The following is a 15,645-nucleotide window of genomic DNA, read 5'->3' on the forward strand; positions in this document are numbered from 1 at the left end:
CTTGACACACCCCGCAATCGCGAAGGAGAGCCCCATGGCCCAAGAGGAGAAGGTCGCCTGGATCGGCCTCGTCGTCGGCCTCGTCACCGGCGTCGTCTACACGGCGGTGCTGCTGAGCCGCGCGGCCGGCGGGCCGCTCGTCGAGACCCCGTACGTCGACGCGATGCTGTGGAGCGTCGGCATCGGCGTCATCGTGACGGCCGTCGTCACGATCGTCGTCGCCGTGCTGACGCGCCGCGACGGTCACGGCACCGACGTGCGCGACCGGCAGATCAGCGCCCGCGCCGAGCACACCGCGCGCGCCGTGCTCGTCGTCGCGGGGCTCGGGGCCCTCGTCCTCGCGATGCTCGAGGCCGACCATTTCTGGATCGCCCACGCCCTCTTCGCCGGCTTCTACCTCTCGGCGGTGCTCGAGGGCATCACGAAGGTCGCGCTCTACCGCGGGGGCGTGCCCTCGTGGTGAAGCCGACGCGCGTCGAGAACCGCATCCGCGCCCTGCGCTTCGCCCACGGTGAGATGACGCAGGCCGAGCTCGCTGAGCGCATCGGCGTCACCCGCCAGACGGTCATCGCGATCGAGCAGGGCAAGTACTCGCCGTCGCTCGAGGTGGCCTTCCAGATCGCGCGCGTCTTCGGGGCGCCCCTCGACGACGTCTTCCAGTACCCGAGCGAGAGTTGAGCCGAGCATGACCACGACATCCTCCCCGAGCGCCACGATGGGCGCCCTCCTGCAGCGCGGCTACGGCGGCGTCGAGACCCTCGCGGTCGGGCGGGCGCCGGTGCCCGCGCTGCGCCCGGGCCACGTGCTCGTGCGGGTCGCGGCGGCGAGCCCCGACTCCGGCACGATCCACCTCATGACGGGTCGGCCGACGATCGTGCGGCCGTTCCTCGGCCTCCGCACCCCGCGCCAGCCGATCCCGGGGCTCGCCTTCGCGGGCGTCGTCGAGGCGGTCGGCGAGGGCGTCGAGGGTTTCGCGGTCGGCGACGCCGTGGCGGGCTCGGCCCCCGGAGCGTTCGCCGAGCGGGTCGTGGCGCGGGCGACGAAGCTCGCGCGCATCCCCGAGGGCGTCACGATGACGGATGCCGCGGCGCAGCCGATCTCGGCCGTGACGGCCCTGCAGGCGGTGCGCGACGTCGCCCGCGTGGAAGCCGGCCAGCGCGTGCTCGTGATCGGCGCCGGGGGAGGGGTCGGCTCGGCCCTCGTGCAGCTCGCCGTGCTCGCCGGGGCGCGCGTGACGGGCGTCGCGAGCGCGGCGAAGGCGGCGTTCGTGCGCTCGCTCGGCGCGGAGCGCACGATCGACTACCGCGCCACGCCCGAGCCCGCCGACTGGGGCCGCTTCGACGTCGTCATCGACACCGCCGACGGCCGCGGTCTCAGCGTGCTCCGGCAAGCGCTCGCGCCGCGCGGGGCGCTCGTCATCGTCGGCGCCGACCATGCCGGCGGGCCCGTGCTCGACGGGCTCGACCGGCAGTTCCGCGCGGCGCTGCTGAACCCGTTCGTGCGGCACCGCCTGGCGATGGTGATGCAGCGCGAGTCGGGCGCCGACCTCGCGGTCGTGCTGGAGCACCTGGCGAGCGGGCGGATGCGCTCCGCCGTCTCCGAGGTCGCCCCCGTCGCCGACGCCCTCGCGGCGATCGCGCGACTGCAGCGCCGCGAGGTGGCGGGCAAGGTCGTCGTCGACCTGACAGGCCTCGCGGCACTCGCCGGCTGAGCCGGCGACGCGGTCGCGGGTCGCGCCGCCCCTAGCCCTGCGCCGAGCCCGCGAGGCTGCCCTCGACGGGCCCCTCGGGGTCGAAGATCACGCAGAGGATCTCGCGGTCGCCCTCGGCCCAGCTGCCCTCCGTGGGGAAGTAGTAGCTGAAGTCGTAGGGCGAGGTGTCCCAGTCGCCGCCGACGAAGGCCTCGAACTCGCTCAGGCACTCGGCGTCGGCGAGCTCGAAGATCGCCTGCTGGCCGGGGTACTCCTCGTCGGGCATGATCACGGAGGCGTACACCTCGCTGTCGTGCGACTGCTCGCACGGCACCGTCGGCACCGTCTCGACCTCCTCCGCCGCCTCGGCGTCGTTGAGGCAGTCGCCGACCTGGATGGTGAAGACGTCGGTGGTGTCGTCGCCCTCGACGACCGCGCCGTCGGCGTCGCGCTGCGGGCCGCCGGTCAGCTGGTCGAGGAAGGCGCAGCCACTGAGGCCGAGCGCGGCCGCGAGGGTCAGGGCGACGAGCGCGGGTCGCGCTCCTGGCACGGTGCTGGGCATGGGCTCACTCCTCTTCATCGGCGGCGGCACTGCTGGCGTGATCGCCGCGCGCGGGGGCGACGAGGTCGAGCACCTCGTCGTGCAGCAGTCCGTTGGTGGCGAGCGCGCTGCCGTGCCACGGCCCCGTCTCGCCGTCGACGGAAGTGAAGCGCCCGCCGGCCTCCTCGACGATCGGCTGCAGGGCCGCCATGTCGTAGGGCTGCAGGTCGAACTCGCCGGCGACGTCGATGACGCCCTCGGCGACGAGCATGTACGACCACATGTCGCCGATCGCGCGCGACCGCCACGCGGCGCGCGTGAGCCGCAGCAGGCCGTCGAGCCGCCCGGCGTCGTCCCAGCCGGGCAGGCTGTTGTACGAGATCGAGGCGTCGGCGAGGTCGCGCACGCCGCTCACCCGCAGCGGGCGGGCATCCGTCTCGGCCGCCGGGCCGGTGCGCTGCACGAAGGCGCCGAGGCCGCGCGCGCCCCACCAGCGGCGCTCGAGGGCAGGCGAGCTCACGACGCCGACGACCGGCTCGCCGTCGACGGCGAGGGCGATGAGCGTGCCCCAGATCGGGATGCCGCGCAGGAAGTTCGCGGTGCCGTCGATGGGGTCGATGATCCACTGGCGGTGGGCGCTGGCCCCCGTGCCGGCGGCGGTGCCGTACTCCTCGCCGAGGATGCCGTCGTCGGGCCTGGCCTCGGCGAGCCCGTCGCGGATGACGCGCTCGACGGCCCGGTCGGCGTCGGTGACGGGCGTGCGGTCGGGCTTCGTCGTCACCTCGAGGTCGACGGCGCGGAAGCGGTCGAACGACACGGCGTCGGCGCGCTGGGCCAGCTCGAGGGCGAGCGCCAGATCGGCGCTGAGGTCGGTCACGGCTCTCACAGTAGCGCCGCGCGGGGCCGCGCCAGTAGAGCGAGATCCGCTCAGTACGCGGGTCGGGTGAGGGTCGTCAGCAGCCGCTGCAGCGAGTCGAGGCGCTGCGGGCCCAGCTCGCCGAGCTCACCGCTCGCCGCCCGCTCGACGAGTTCGCAGTCGGGCGAGTCCGGAAGGTGCGTGCAGCCGCGCGGGCACTGCTCGGCGACGACGGCGAGGTCGCCGAAGGCGCGCACGATGCTGTCCGGGTTCACGTGCCCCAGGCCGAACGAGCGCACGCCGGGGGTGTCGATGATCCACCCGCCGCCGGGCAGCCGCAGCGATACCGTCGAGCTCGACGTGTGGCGCCCGCGGCCCGTCACGGCGTTCACGTGCCCCGTGGCGCGCTGGGCCGACGGCACGAGCGCGTTGACGAGCGTCGACTTGCCGACGCCGGAGTGCCCGACCGCGACCGTCGTGCGGTCGCGCAGCAGCCCCATGAGGGTCTCGATCGGCGGATGCTCGGCCGAGCTCGTGACCACGCGCACGTCGAGCCCCGCGAAGTGGGCGAGGAACTCGCTCGGATCGGCCAGGTCGGTCTTCGTCACGACGAGCAGCGGAGCGATGCCCGCGTCGAACGCCGCCACGAGGTACCGGTCGACGAGCCGCGGCCTCGGCTCGGGGTTCGCCGCCGCGACCACGATCATGAGCTGGTCGGCGTTGGCCACGACGATGCGCTCGACCGCGTCGGTGTCGTCGGCGCTGCGCCGCAGCAGGGTGCGGCGCTCGTGCACCCGCACGATGCGACCGAGGGCGCCCTCCTCGCCGCTCACGTCGCCGACGACGTCGACGCGGTCGCCCGTGACGATCGCGGTCTTGCGCAGCTCGCGGGCGCGCGTGCAGAGCACCTCGCGCTCGGTCGGCGCATCCTCGTCGACGAGCGCCAGGTAGCGCCCGCGGTCGACGGTCACGATGCGGCCGACGACGGCGTCGTCGTGCGCGGGGCGCTGCTTCGTGCGCGGGCGGTTCGCCTTCGGGTTCGGCCGGGCGCGCACGACCGATTCGTCGTACGCGCCGTACGGCTCGTCCTCGTCGTCGTCGAGCGGCAGCCAGCTCATGCGCGGGGGGTCACGCCTCGGCGATCGTCGAGGCGACCAGGCGCGCCCACAGCTCGGGGAATTCGGGCAGCGTCTTCGACGTCGCCGCGATGTCGTCGATGTCGATGCCGTCGACTGCGAGGCCGATGATCGCCCCGGCGTGCGCCATGCGGTGGTCGTCGAACGCGCCCCAGTCGGCGGCGTGCAGCGGGGCCGGCTCGAGCGCGAGACCGTCGGGCAGCTCGGTCGCCGTGAGACCCGCGCGGGTCAGGTCGTCGGCGAGCGCGGCGAGCCGATCGGTCTCGTGACCCCGCAGGTGCTCGATGCCCGTGATGCGGCTCGGCGACTCGGCGAGCGCCGCGAGGGCGACGAGCGCGGGAGCGAGCTCGCCCCCGCGCGAGAGGTCGAGCTCGAGGCCGGGCATCCGCCGACCGCCCAGCAGGCCCTCGCCGCCGTCGACGACGAGCGCGCCGCCCTCGCGGCGCACGCTCGCGCCGAACCGCGGCAGGATCTCGATGAGGTCGGCGCCGACCTGCGTCGTCTCGGCCGGCCACCCATCGATCGCGACGGTGCCGCCCGCGACGACCGCCGCGATGAGGAACGGCGCCGCGTTCGACAGGTCCGGCTCGATGACGACCTCGCGACCGCGGATCGGACCGGGCGCGACCACCCAGACGCCCTCATCCGGGCTCAGCACCTCGACGCCGCGCTCGGCGAGCGTCGCGATCGTCATCTCGATGTGCGGCATCGACGGCAGGCGCTCGCCCGTGTGCCGCAGCGTCAGGCCCTCGGTGAAGCGCGGTGCCGCGAGCAGCAGGCCCGAGACGAACTGGCTCGAGGCGCTCGCGTCGATCGCGACCTCGCCGCCGCGCACCGCGCCGGTGCCCCACAGGCTGAACGGCAGCGCGCCGCGACCGTCGTCGTTGACGTCGACGCCGAGGGCGCGCAGCGAGTCGATCGTCGTGCGCATCGGGCGCCGGCGCGCGGCCTCGTCGCCGTCGAAGGCGACCGGCCCGAGCGCGAGCGCGGCGACCGGCGGCAGGAACCGCATGACCGTGCCGGCGAGCCCGCAGTCGATGCTCGTCGAGCCCTCCAGCTCGGCCGGGGGCGTCACGCGCAGGTCGGGGCCGTAGTCGCCGTCGCCCTCGACCTCCTCGATGCTCACGCCGAGCGACCGCAGCGCCTCGATCATGAGCGCCGAATCGCGCGAGTGCAGCGGGCGGCGCAGCAGCGAGGGGCCGTCGGCAAGTGCCGAGAGCACGAGCTCGCGGTTCGTCAGGCTCTTCGACCCCGGCAGCGTCAGCCGGGCCACCAGCGGGCCGGTCGCGCGCGGAGCCCGCCAGGGGCCCCCGCCGCCGAGCGACTCCGAGACACCGGCGCGCTCGTCGTCGTAGGGGGTGAAGCGCGGCGAGGAATAGGTGAAGACCTGCATCGGTTACAGGGTATCGGCAGCAGGAGCGAAGGGAGCCACGGGATGACGAGCGCCGTCCTCGAGCACGTGGGCACCGCATCCGCCCCCACGCGCGACCGGGCGCCCCAGGCGCCGGTCGTAGACTCGGGCCCGATGACTGACGAGCTCGCCGAACGACGACGGCTGTTCCAGGAGCAGGCGCTCCCGTACATGGACCAGCTCTACGGCGCTGCCATGCGCATGACGAAGAACCCGGCCGACGCCTCCGACCTCGTGCAGGAGACGTTCGTGAAGGCCTTCGCCGCGTTCGGCCAGTTCGAGCAGGGCACGAACCTCAAGGCGTGGCTCTACCGCATCCTCACCAACACGTTCATCAACGTGTACCGCAAGAAGCAGCGCGACCCGTACCAGGGCTCGACCGACGAGCTCGAAGAGTGGCAGCTCGGCAGCGCCGAGTCGGCGACGTCGAGCTCGAGCCGCTCGGCCGAGGCCGAGGCCATCGACCGGATGCCCGCGAGCGCCGTGAAGGACGCGCTGCAGTCGATCCCGGAGGACTTCCGCCTCGCCGTCTACTTCGCCGACGTCGAAGGGTTCTCGTACCAGGAGATCGCCGACATTATGAAGACCCCGGTGGGCACCGTCATGAGCCGACTGCACCGCGGCCGGCGCCTGCTGCGCGAGCTGCTCGCCGACTACGCCCGCGAACGCGGGATGACCCTCTCCGAGACTGCCACCACCCGAACGAGGAGCACGACATGACCGACTGCGGCTGCGACAAGGCCAAAGCCGAACTGGAGGAGTTCCTGCACAACGAGCTCAGCGCCGAGCAGTGCCAGGACATCCGCGACCACATGGCCAACTGCGACGACTGCTCAGCCGAGCACCTCGTCGGCCTCACCCTCACCACCAAGGTGAAGGAGGCCTGCCAGGAGAAGGCGCCTGAGGAGCTGCGGGCGATGATCCTCGGCAGCATCGAGCGCTTGGATGCTCGCGCCTGAGCTCACCGTCACGCGAACGGGCCCGCGCCTCCCGAGGGAGGGCGGGCCCGTTCCGCGTGCAGCGACCTAGTCGGCGAGCGCGGCGTCCATGATCGCCGCGTGCTCCTGCGCGCTGCGCTTCGTCGAGCCCGTCGCGGGCGAGGCGGATGCCGGGCGCGAGATCACGCGGACCCCGCGACCGCCGCGCTTGGCGCTCTCGATCGCGAAGAACGGCCACGCGCCCTGGTTCTCGGGCTCGTCCTGCACCCACACCAGCTCGGCGTTGGGGTAGCGGTCGAAGACCGCCTGCAGCTCGGCCTCGGGCAGCGGGTAGAACTGCTCCAGGCGCACGAGGGCCACACCCTGCGTGCCGCGCTTCTCGATCTCGCTCTTGAGGTCGTAGTGGATCTTGCCGGCGTGCACGAGCACGCGACGGACCGACTGCGGGTCGGTGACGTTCACGTCATCGAGCACGGGCTCGAAGCGGCCCTGCGTGAAGTCGGCGACCTCGCTCGTCGCGCCGCGCAGGCGCAGCATCGCCTTCGGCGTGAAGACGATGAGCGGGCGGCGCGGGCGCGCGTAGGCCTGGCGGCGCAGCAGGTGGAAGTACGACGCGGGCGTCGACGGCCGCGCGATCGTCATGTTCTCCTCGGCCGCGAGCTGCAGGTAGCGCTCGATGCGCGCCGACGAGTGGTCGGGGCCCTGGCCCTCGTAGCCGTGCGGCAGCAGCAGCACGACGCTCGAGCGCTGGTTCCACTTCTGCTCGGCCGACGAGATGAACTCGTCGATGATCGTCTGCGCGCCGTTGGCGAAGTCGCCGAACTGGGCCTCCCACAGCACGAGCGCGTCGGGGCGCTCGACCGAGTAGCCGTACTCGAAGCCCATCGTCGCGTACTCGCTCAGCAGCGAGTCGTAGATCCAGAACTTCGCCTGGTTCTCGGCGAGGTTCGCGAGCGGCAGCCACTCCTGGCCGTTCGCGCGGTCGTGCAGCACCGCATGGCGCTGCACGAAGGTGCCGCGACGCGAATCCTGGCCCGACATGCGCACGGGCGTGCCCTCCATGAGGAGGGAGCCGAGCGCGAGCAGCTCGCCGAAGCCCCAGTCGATGCCGCCGTTGCGGCTCATCTCGACGCGCTTCTTCAGCATCGCCTGCAGCTTCGGGTGGATGGAGAAGCCCGCCGGCGGGTTGTCGTGGGCGTCGCCGATGTGCTGCACGACCTCCACGGGCACGCCCGTCGTCTCCGGTTCCGCGGCGAGGGTCTCCATCGCCGGGCCGGCCGGCGCGCCGTCGACGACGGGGATCGACCCCGTCTGCGCGGCGTGCGTCTCGGCGAAGGCGACCTCCAGGCGCTCCTGGAAGTCGCGGTGCGCCGCCTCGAACTCGTCGGGCGTGATGTCGCCGCGGCCGACGAGAGCCTCGGTGTACAGGGTGCGCACGCTGCGCTTGGCCTCGATGAGGTTGTACATGAGCGGCTGCGTCATCGAGGGGTCGTCGCCCTCGTTGTGCCCGCGGCGGCGGTAGCAGACGAGGTCGATGACGACGTCGCGCTTGAACTCCTGCCGGTAGGCGAAGGCGAGCTCGGCCACGCGGACGACGGCCTCGGGGTCGTCGCCGTTGACGTGGAGGATCGGCGCCTGGATGGTCTTCGCGACGTCGGTCGAGTAGATCGACGAGCGCGCCTCGGTCGGCGGGGTGGTGAAGCCGACCTGGTTGTTGACCACGACGTGGATCGTGCCGCCGGTGCGGTAGCCGCGCAGCTGCGACAGCTGCAGCGTCTCCAGCACGACGCCCTGGCCGGCCATCGCGGCGTCGCCGTGCACGAGCACGGGCAGCACGCCGTACTGGCCGTCGCCCTTGCGATCCTGCTTGGCCCGCACGATGCCCTCGAGCACGCCATTGACGGCCTCGAGGTGCGAGGGGTTCGCGGCGAGGTAGACGGGGATCTGCTTGCCGCTCATCGCGGTGAAGACGCCCTCGGTGCCGAGGTGGTACTTCACGTCGCCGGAGCCCTGCACGCTGCGCGGATCCTGCGTGCCCTCGAACTCGCGGAAGATCTGCCCGTACGTCTTGCCGGCGATGTTCGCGAGCACGTTCAGGCGCCCGCGGTGGGCCATGCCGATCGCGACCTCGTCAAGCTCGGCCTCGGCGGCGCCCTGCACGACCTCGTCGAGCAGTGCGATGAGCGACTCGCCGCCCTCGAGGCTGAAGCGCTTCTGGCCGACGTACTTCGTCTGCAGGAAGGTCTCGAACGCCTCGGCCTGGTTGAGCTTGCCGAGGATGCGCATCTGCTCGTCGTGCGTCGGCTTCTGGTAGGGCTTCTCGAGCATGCTCTGGAACCAGCGACGCTGCGTCGGATCCTGGATGTGCATGTACTCGATGCCGACGGTGCGGCAGTAGGTGTCGCGCAGCACGCCGAGAATCTCGCGCAGCAGCATCGTGCGCTTGCCGCCGAAGCCCGCAGTGACGAACTCGCGGTCGAGATCCCAGAAGGTCAGACCGTGGCTGGCGATGTCGAGGTCGGGGTGCGAGCGCTGGCGGTACTCCAGCGGGTCGACGTCGGCCATCATGTGGCCGCGCACGCGGAACGAGTTGATGAGCTCGTGCACGCGCGCCGTCTTGTTGACGGCGTCGGCGAGGTCGACGTGGATGTCCTGCGCCCAGTGGATCGGGTCGTAGGGGATGCGCAGGTCGGCGAAGATGTCCTCGTAGAAGCCGCGCTCGCCGATGAGCAGCTCGTGCACCTTCTTCAGGAACTCGCCCGACCCGGCGCCCTGGATGACGCGGTGGTCGTAGGTCGAGGTGAGGGTGATCGTCTTGCCGATGCCGAGGTCGGCGAGCGTCGCCGGGGCCGCACCCTGGAACTCGGCCGGGTACTCCAGCGCGCCGGCGCCGATGATCGCGCCCTGGCCCTTCATGAGGCGGGGCACCGAGTGCACCGTGCCGATGCCACCCGGGTTGGTGAGCGAGATCGTGTTGCCCTGGAAGTCGCCGGCGGTGAGCTTGTTGTCGCGCGCGCGCTTGACGACGTCCTCGTAGGCGCCCAGGAACTCGCCGAAGCCCATGGTGTCGCACTTCTTCACACCGGGGACGAGCAGCGCGCGCGTGCCGTCGGGCTTCGGCAGGTCGATCGCGATGCCGAGGTTGATGTGCGCCGGGGTGACGACGACGGGCTTGCCGTCGACCTCGTCGTAGTAGACGTTCTGGCTCGGGAACTCGCGCAGCGCCCGCACCATCGCCCAGGCGATGAGGTGCGTGAACGAGACCTTGCCGCCGCGCGTGCGCTTGAGGTGGTTGTTGATGACGATGCGGTTGTCGATCATGAGCTTCGCCGGGATCGTGCGCACGCTCGTCGCGGTCGGCACGCTCAGCGAGGCGTCCATGTTCGCCGCGAGGGTCTTCGCCATGCCCTTGAGCGGCGTGACGGTGTCCTGAGCAGGCTGCTCGTCGCCGCCCGAGGTGGCGGAGGCGGCGGCGGGTGCCTGAGCGGGGATGGGCTGCCGCTGCGGGGGAGCCGAGGTCGTGCGGGCGACCGGCTGGCTGCCCGTGATCGGCACCGAGGCGGGGGGCACGGAGGCCGCCGCCCCAGCGGAGGAGGGCGCGGCGTCGGGCGCATCCATCGGGATGGGCGCCGGGGGCGCCGCAGCCGCCGCCTGCTCGGCCGCGGGCGGAGCGGCCTCGGCGAGCGCCGACTGGTGGTACTTCTCCAGGATGGGCCACCACGAGGGGTCGACCGATTCCCGGTTCTGCTTGTACTGCTCGTACATCTCGTCAACGAGCCACTCGTTGGCACCGAACTCGCCCGCGGCGCCGCCGTCGGGGCTCACTCCGGTCACTTGGCTTGACACAGCCGACCGCCCACTTCCGTTTCGCTAGATGCTCGGATCTCGGAACCCTCGCTGGTCCCCAGCCCGACAAGCCTACCCACTCGGAACTGGCCGGGCGGGCAGAGAGGGGTCGCCGTAGGGTGAAAGATGTGCGATTCCTCCACGAGCCTCCGGCCCACGATCTGACCTACTCCGACGTGTTCCTCGTCCCCAGCAGGTCGGGGGTCGGCAGTCGCCTCTCGGTCGATCTGACCGTCGACGATCCGACCGGTCTGCGCATCCCGGTGGTCGCCGCGAACATGACCTCGGTCACCGGTCCGCGCCTCGCCGCCGCCCTCGCTCGCCGCGGAGGGCTCGGCGTGCTGCCGCAGGATCTGCCGCTGCCCGAGCTCGACGCCGCCATCCGCGCCGTCAAGGATGCGCCGACCCTCGTCGACCCGCTCGTCACCGTGACGCGCGGCACGACGATCGCAGAGGCCCTGCGGCGTGCGCCCGACACTCCGGGCGCCCTGCTGACGATCATCGACGCCGACGGCGAGCCCGAGCGGTGCATCCCCGTCGCCGCGCTGCGGCACGCGCTGCCGGAGTCGGCGGTCGGCGACCTCGTCGTCGACGCCGTGCCCGCCCTCGACGACGAGGACGTCACCGATCCGCGGCGCGCCTTCGACCTCATCGACGCGGCCGGCGTCGAGGCCGTCGCGGTCGTGCACCACGGCCGCATCGTCGGCAGCCTGAGCGCGCGCAGCGCCGTGCGCGCCACCCTCTACACCCCGGCGACGGATGCCCGGGGCCGGCTGCGCGTCGCCGCCGCCGTCGGCGTCAACGGCGACCCCGCCGCGCGCGCGAAGGCCCTCGTCGAGACGGGTGTCGACGTCATCGTGCTCGACACCGCGCACGGGCACCAGGAGCAGATGCTGCACGCCGTGCGGGCCGTCGCCGCGCTCGGGCTCGGCGTGCCGATCGTCGCCGGCAACGTCGTGACCCCCGAGGCCGTGCGCGACCTCGTCGACGCCGGCGCCGACGTGCTCAAGGTCGGCGTCGGGCCCGGCGCGATGTGCACCACGCGCATGATGACCGCGGTCGGTCGGCCCCAGTTCTCCGCCGTGCTCGACACGGCGCAGGCCGCACGCGAGCTCGGCGCGCGGGTCTGGGCCGACGGCGGCGTGCGCTACCCGCGCGACGTCGCGCTCGCCCTCGCCGCCGGCGCCTCCGCCGTCATGGTCGGCTCGTGGTTCGCCGGCACGCTCGAGGCGCCCGGCGAGATCGAGGTCGACGAGCAGGGGCGCTGGTTCAAGAGCTCGTGGGGCATGGCCTCCACGAAGGCGGTCGAGCAGCGCTTCCGGCGGCTCGACGCCTTCGAGCTTGCGCGGCGCACACTCTTCGCCGAGGGCATCTCGAGCTCGCGCATCCTGCTCGATCCGCAGCGGCCGTCGATCGACGACCTGCTCGACATGATCACCTCCGGGCTGCGCTCCTCGATGACCTACGCGGGCGCGGCGACGCTGCCGCAGTTCCACGAGCGCGCCGTCGTCGGCGTGCAGTCGGCGGCGGGCTACGAGGAGGGCAAGGCGCTGCCGGTCTCGTGGTGACGCGCGCCGGTGGCCGGCCCAGCGGTGCTCGTTATACTCGCCCGCATCATGGATGACCCGCCGTCTGCACCGTCCGAACCCAGTCATAGTCCCTCGCCGATGATCGGGGGCCGCCGTGGGCACTGAGTGGATCCTGCTCGGCGCGGGCGTGCTGCTGACCATCGGCACCGGCCTGTTCGTGGCGAGCGAGTTCGCCCTCGTCAACCTCGACCGCTCCGACCTCGAGGCGCGCCAGGCGCGCGGGGAGCGACGCCTCGGCCCGACGATCGCGGCGCTCAAGATCACCTCGACGCACCTCTCGAGCGCTCAGCTCGGCATCACCCTGACGACGCTGCTCACGGGCTACACGATGGAGCCCGCGATCTCCGTGATGCTCGCCGGCCCCCTGACCGTCCTCGGTCTGCCCGAGGGCGCCGTGAGCGTCGTCGGCACGATCGTCGCCGTCGTCATCGCCACGCTGCTGTCGATGATCGTCGGCGAGCTCGTGCCGAAGAACTTCGCGCTGTCGCTGCCGCGGCAGACGGCCAAGGTCGTCGTGCCGTTCCAGTCGGTGTTCACGACGGTCTTCCGGCCCGCGATCGCGCTGCTCAACAACACGGCCAACGCCATCCTCCGCGCCGTCGGCATCGAGCCGAAGGAGGAGCTCAGCGGCGCCCGCACCGCCGAGGAGCTCGCCTCGCTCGTGCGGCGCTCCGCGAGCGAGGGCTCGCTCGAGGCCGACACCGCGACGCTGCTGTCGCGCACGCTCGCGTTCTCGCAGCACACCGCCGCCGACGTCATGACCCCGCGACCCCGCGTCGCCGCGATCGACCGCGCCGACTCGGCCGCCGACGTCATCGAGCTCACCCGACGCACCGGCTTCTCGCGGTTCCCGGTGACCGACGACTCGATCGACGACATCGTCGGCATCGTGCACGTCAAGCAGGCCGTCGCCGTGCCCCACGACCGTCGGCCCGACGTGCCCGCCTCGGCGCTGCAGACCGAGGCGCTGCGCGTGCCCGAGACGATGATGCTCGACACCCTGCTCGGCGAGCTGCGTGGCCGCGGCTATCAGATGGCCGTCGTCGTTGACGAGTACGGCGGCACCGCCGGGGTCGCGACCCTGGAGGACCTGGTCGAGGAGCTCGTCGGCGAGGTGAGCGACGAGCACGACCGCGTGCTCGTGGGCGTCGTGCGCTCGCGCGACTGGCTGACCTTCCCCGGCATGCTGCGACCCGACGAGCTGCGTGACCGCGTTGGCGTCGCCGTGCCCGAGGAGGGCCCGTGGGAGACCGTCGGCGGCTGGCTCATGGCGGAGCTCGGCCGACTGCCCGAGGTCGGCGACACCGTCGCGATCGATGCGGGCGTCTTCCGCGTCGAGCGGCTCGACGGTCGCCGCATCGACCGGGTGCGCTTCACCCCCACGCCGGTCACGGGCGAGCTGGAGGTGACCCGATGATCGACACCGCCGACCTGTGGGGCCTCGCCTGGCTCGTCGTGCTGCTCGCCGGCAACGCGTTCTTCGTCGGCGCCGAGTTCGCGGTCATCTCCGCCAAGCGCTCGCAGATCGAGCCGCGCGCCGAGGCCGGCTCACGTGCCGCCAAGACGGCGCTGTGGGCCATGGAGCACGCGACGCTCATGCTCGCCACGAGCCAGCTCGGCATCACCGTGTGCTCGCTGCTGATCCTCAACGTCTCCGAGCCGGCGCTGCACCACATCCTCGAGATCCCGCTCGAGCTCACCGGGCTGCCGTACGAGGTCGTGAGCGGCATCGCCTTCGCGATCGCGCTCATCATCGTGTCGTTCCTGCACGTCGTGCTCGGCGAGATGGTGCCGAAGAACATCTCCTTCTCGCTGCCCACGCGCTCGGTGCTGCTGCTCGCGCCGCCGCTCGTCGCCGTCGCGCGCGTGTTCGGCTTCCTCATCCGCGCCCTCAACGCGACCGCGAACGGCGTGCTGCGCCTGTTCAAGGTCGAGCCGAAGGACGAGGCGACGAGCGCCTTCACTCTCGAGGAGGTCGCGACGATCGTCGAGCAGTCGCAGCGCGAGGGGCTGCTGGAGGACCGCTCGGGCGCCCTCACGGCCGCCTTCGAGTTCACGGCGAAGAAGGTCGACGACGTCGCCGTGCCCATGAACGAGCTCGTGCACCTGCCGGAGGACGCCTCGCCCGCCGACGTCGAGCGCGCCGTCGCGCAGCGCGGCTTCAGCCGCTACGTGCTCGTCGACGACGAGGGCGAGCCCACCGGCTACGTGCACCTGAAGGACGTCATCGACCTCGACGAGGACGAGTTCGACGACCCGGTACCGCCCAAGCGCATCCGCCGCCTCGTGTCGATCCTCGCGAGCGCCGACCTGGAGGACGGCCTCGCCGTCATGCGCCGCTCCGGCGCGCACCTCGCCCGGTCGGTCGACGCGCAGGGCCGCACCACCGGCGTGCTGTTCCTCGAGGACATCATCGAGGAGCTCGTCGGCGAGGTGCAGGACGCCACTCGGCGCCGCCCCTAGAAGAACGCGCGGCGGTACTGCGGCGGCACGAGCTGCTCGAGCGCGGCCTCGTCGCCGAGGGCGCGCGCGAAGCTCAGCGCGGCGTGCGGATCGCGCATCCACTGACGCCCCATGAGGATGGCGTCGGCCTGCCCGGTCGCGACGATGCGCTCGGCCTGCTCAGCCTCCGTGATGAGCCCCACCGCGCCCACCGCGACGTTGCCCTCGCGGCGCACGTGCTCGGCGAGGGGCACCTGGTACCCGGGGCCGACCGGGATCGCGGCGCGCACCAGGCCCCCGCTGGAGATGTCGAAGAGGTCGGCGCCCGCCTCCAGCGCCCACTGCGCGACCGTCGCCGTCTGGTGCTCGTCCCAGCCGCCCTCCGTCCAGTCGGTCGCCGAGAAGCGCACCAGGATCGGCACGTCGACCGCCGCGCGCACCGCGCGCACCACGTCGAGCACGATGCGGGCCCGGTGCTCGAGCGAGCCGCCCCAGGCGTCGTCGCGCAGGTTCGACAGCGGCGACAGGAACTGGTGCAGGAGGTACCCGTGGGCGGCGTGCACCTCGACGAGATCGAAGCCGGCCGCGACGGAGCGGCGGGCGGCGTCGGCGAAGGCGGCCACGACATCCGCGATGCCCTGCTCGTCGAGCGCTACCGGGGTGTCGTAGCCTTCGAAGGCGATCGCCGACGGGGCCACCGTCTGCCAGCCCGCCTCGCTCGCCGGCATCGTGCCGCGACCCGACCAGCCCTCGACCGTCTCGCCCCACTCGGGGTAGATGCTCGCCTTGCGGCCGGCGTGCGCGAGCTGGATGCCCGCCGCCGCGCCCTGGCCGTGGATGAAGTCGACGACGCGGCGCCAGGCCTCGGCCTGCTCGTCGTTCCAGATGCCGGTGTCGTGCGGGCTGATGCGGCCCTCGGGCACGACGGCGGTCGCCTCGGCGATCACGAGGCCCGCGCCGCCGCGCGCGAACGAGCCCAGGTGCACCAGGTGCCAGTCGGTGGGCACGCCGTCGCGCCGCGGCACCGAGTACTCGCACAGCGGGGCGACCCACACGCGGTTGCGCAGCGTCAGGTCGCGGACGGTGAGGGGGGAGAAGAGCGCAGTGGTCACGCTTCGATGCAAGCAGGTGGCGGCCTGGCGTATTCCGAGAGGGGGATGCTCGGCGCGGGGCTCGCGGCGCGCGGCGCTCGACGG

14 protein-coding genes are annotated in these 15,645 nt (G+C 72.5%); 8 read left to right on the forward strand and 6 right to left on the reverse strand.

Going from position 1 to position 15,645, the window contains the following annotated elements:
• Positions 1-34: 34 nt before the first annotated feature.
• The 3 genes from ID804_RS03740 to ID804_RS03750 are packed head-to-tail and all read left to right on the forward strand — an operon-like array spanning position 35 to position 1,711.
• Complete coding sequence (locus ID804_RS03740; protein ID WP_169077578.1) at positions 35-463, forward strand: hypothetical protein; 429 nt, start codon at positions 35-37, stop codon at positions 461-463.
• Positions 457-678 carry a helix-turn-helix transcriptional regulator gene (locus ID804_RS03745; protein WP_169077579.1) on the forward strand — a complete coding sequence of 74 codons (222 nt, stop codon included), beginning with the start codon at positions 457-459 and terminating at the stop codon, positions 676-678. Before ID804_RS03740 ends, ID804_RS03745 begins: the two co-directional genes overlap by 7 nt.
• A 7-nt stretch (positions 679-685) precedes the next feature.
• Positions 686-1,711, forward strand: a complete 1,026-nt coding sequence (locus tag ID804_RS03750; RefSeq protein ID WP_211160899.1) for an NAD(P)-dependent alcohol dehydrogenase — start codon at positions 686-688, stop codon at positions 1,709-1,711.
• A gap of 31 nt (positions 1,712-1,742) precedes the next feature.
• Here the strand turns inward: ID804_RS03750 and ID804_RS03755 are convergent, their stop codons facing one another.
• Genes ID804_RS03755 through aroA form a run of 4 tightly spaced genes read right to left on the reverse strand, consistent with a single transcriptional unit; the run spans position 1,743 to position 5,616 of the window.
• Positions 1,743-2,252: a septum formation family protein gene (locus tag ID804_RS03755; RefSeq protein WP_169077580.1), complete on the reverse strand. Its 510-nt coding sequence runs from the start codon at positions 2,250-2,252 to the stop codon at positions 1,743-1,745.
• A 4-nt stretch (positions 2,253-2,256) separates the two neighbouring features.
• Positions 2,257-3,108 (reverse strand): inositol monophosphatase family protein, encoded by an 852-nt coding sequence (locus ID804_RS03760; protein WP_169077581.1) that lies wholly within the window; start codon positions 3,106-3,108, stop codon positions 2,257-2,259.
• A gap of 50 nt (positions 3,109-3,158) precedes the next feature.
• The gene (rsgA, locus tag ID804_RS03765; RefSeq protein WP_169077582.1) at positions 3,159-4,205 is read right to left on the reverse strand and encodes a ribosome small subunit-dependent GTPase A; all 1,047 of its coding nucleotides are present in this window, start codon (positions 4,203-4,205) and stop codon (positions 3,159-3,161) included.
• Positions 4,206-4,215: 10 nt separating this feature from the next.
• Entirely contained in the window at positions 4,216-5,616 is a 1,401-nt protein-coding gene (aroA, locus tag ID804_RS03770; RefSeq protein ID WP_169077583.1) for a 3-phosphoshikimate 1-carboxyvinyltransferase, read from the reverse strand.
• Positions 5,617-5,748: 132 nt separating this feature from the next.
• Between aroA and ID804_RS03775 the strand changes: the two genes are divergently transcribed.
• Both ID804_RS03775 and ID804_RS03780 read left to right on the forward strand, forming a co-directional pair.
• Positions 5,749-6,354, forward strand: coding sequence for a sigma-70 family RNA polymerase sigma factor (locus ID804_RS03775; protein WP_188219145.1), 606 nt, complete (start codon positions 5,749-5,751; stop codon positions 6,352-6,354).
• Positions 6,351-6,593 carry a zf-HC2 domain-containing protein gene (locus ID804_RS03780; protein ID WP_169077585.1) on the forward strand — a complete coding sequence of 81 codons (243 nt, stop codon included), beginning with the start codon at positions 6,351-6,353 and terminating at the stop codon, positions 6,591-6,593. Before ID804_RS03775 ends, ID804_RS03780 begins: the two co-directional genes overlap by 4 nt.
• A 66-nt stretch (positions 6,594-6,659) precedes the next feature.
• Here the strand turns inward: ID804_RS03780 and ID804_RS03785 are convergent, their stop codons facing one another.
• On the reverse strand, positions 6,660-10,418 hold the full coding sequence (locus tag ID804_RS03785) for a multifunctional oxoglutarate decarboxylase/oxoglutarate dehydrogenase thiamine pyrophosphate-binding subunit/dihydrolipoyllysine-residue succinyltransferase subunit (protein WP_169077586.1): 3,759 nt from the start codon (positions 10,416-10,418) through the stop codon (positions 6,660-6,662).
• Positions 10,419-10,546: 128 nt separating this feature from the next.
• Here ID804_RS03785 and guaB1 point away from each other — a divergent pair, with 128 nt between their 5' ends.
• The 3 genes from guaB1 (at position 10,547) to ID804_RS03800 (ending at position 14,470) form a co-directional block, all read left to right on the forward strand.
• Positions 10,547-11,986 (forward strand): GMP reductase, encoded by a 1,440-nt coding sequence (gene guaB1 / locus ID804_RS03790; RefSeq protein WP_169077587.1) that lies wholly within the window; start codon positions 10,547-10,549, stop codon positions 11,984-11,986.
• A gap of 115 nt (positions 11,987-12,101) precedes the next feature.
• Positions 12,102-13,424, forward strand: a complete 1,323-nt coding sequence (locus ID804_RS03795) for a hemolysin family protein (protein ID WP_317451156.1) — start codon at positions 12,102-12,104, stop codon at positions 13,422-13,424.
• Positions 13,421-14,470: a hemolysin family protein gene (locus ID804_RS03800; protein WP_169077588.1), complete on the forward strand. Its 1,050-nt coding sequence runs from the start codon at positions 13,421-13,423 to the stop codon at positions 14,468-14,470. Before ID804_RS03795 ends, ID804_RS03800 begins: the two co-directional genes overlap by 4 nt.
• On the opposite strand, the gene ID804_RS03805 is transcribed toward ID804_RS03800, so the two are convergent.
• Positions 14,467-15,561, reverse strand: coding sequence for an NADH:flavin oxidoreductase/NADH oxidase (locus ID804_RS03805; protein ID WP_169077589.1), 1,095 nt, complete (start codon positions 15,559-15,561; stop codon positions 14,467-14,469). The genes ID804_RS03800 and ID804_RS03805 overlap by 4 nt on opposite strands.
• Between the last annotated feature and the right edge of the window lie 84 nt (positions 15,562-15,645).

The organism is Microcella alkalica, from assembly GCF_014595885.1.
Classification (GTDB): Bacteria; Actinomycetota; Actinomycetes; order Actinomycetales; family Microbacteriaceae; genus Microcella; species Microcella alkaliphila_B.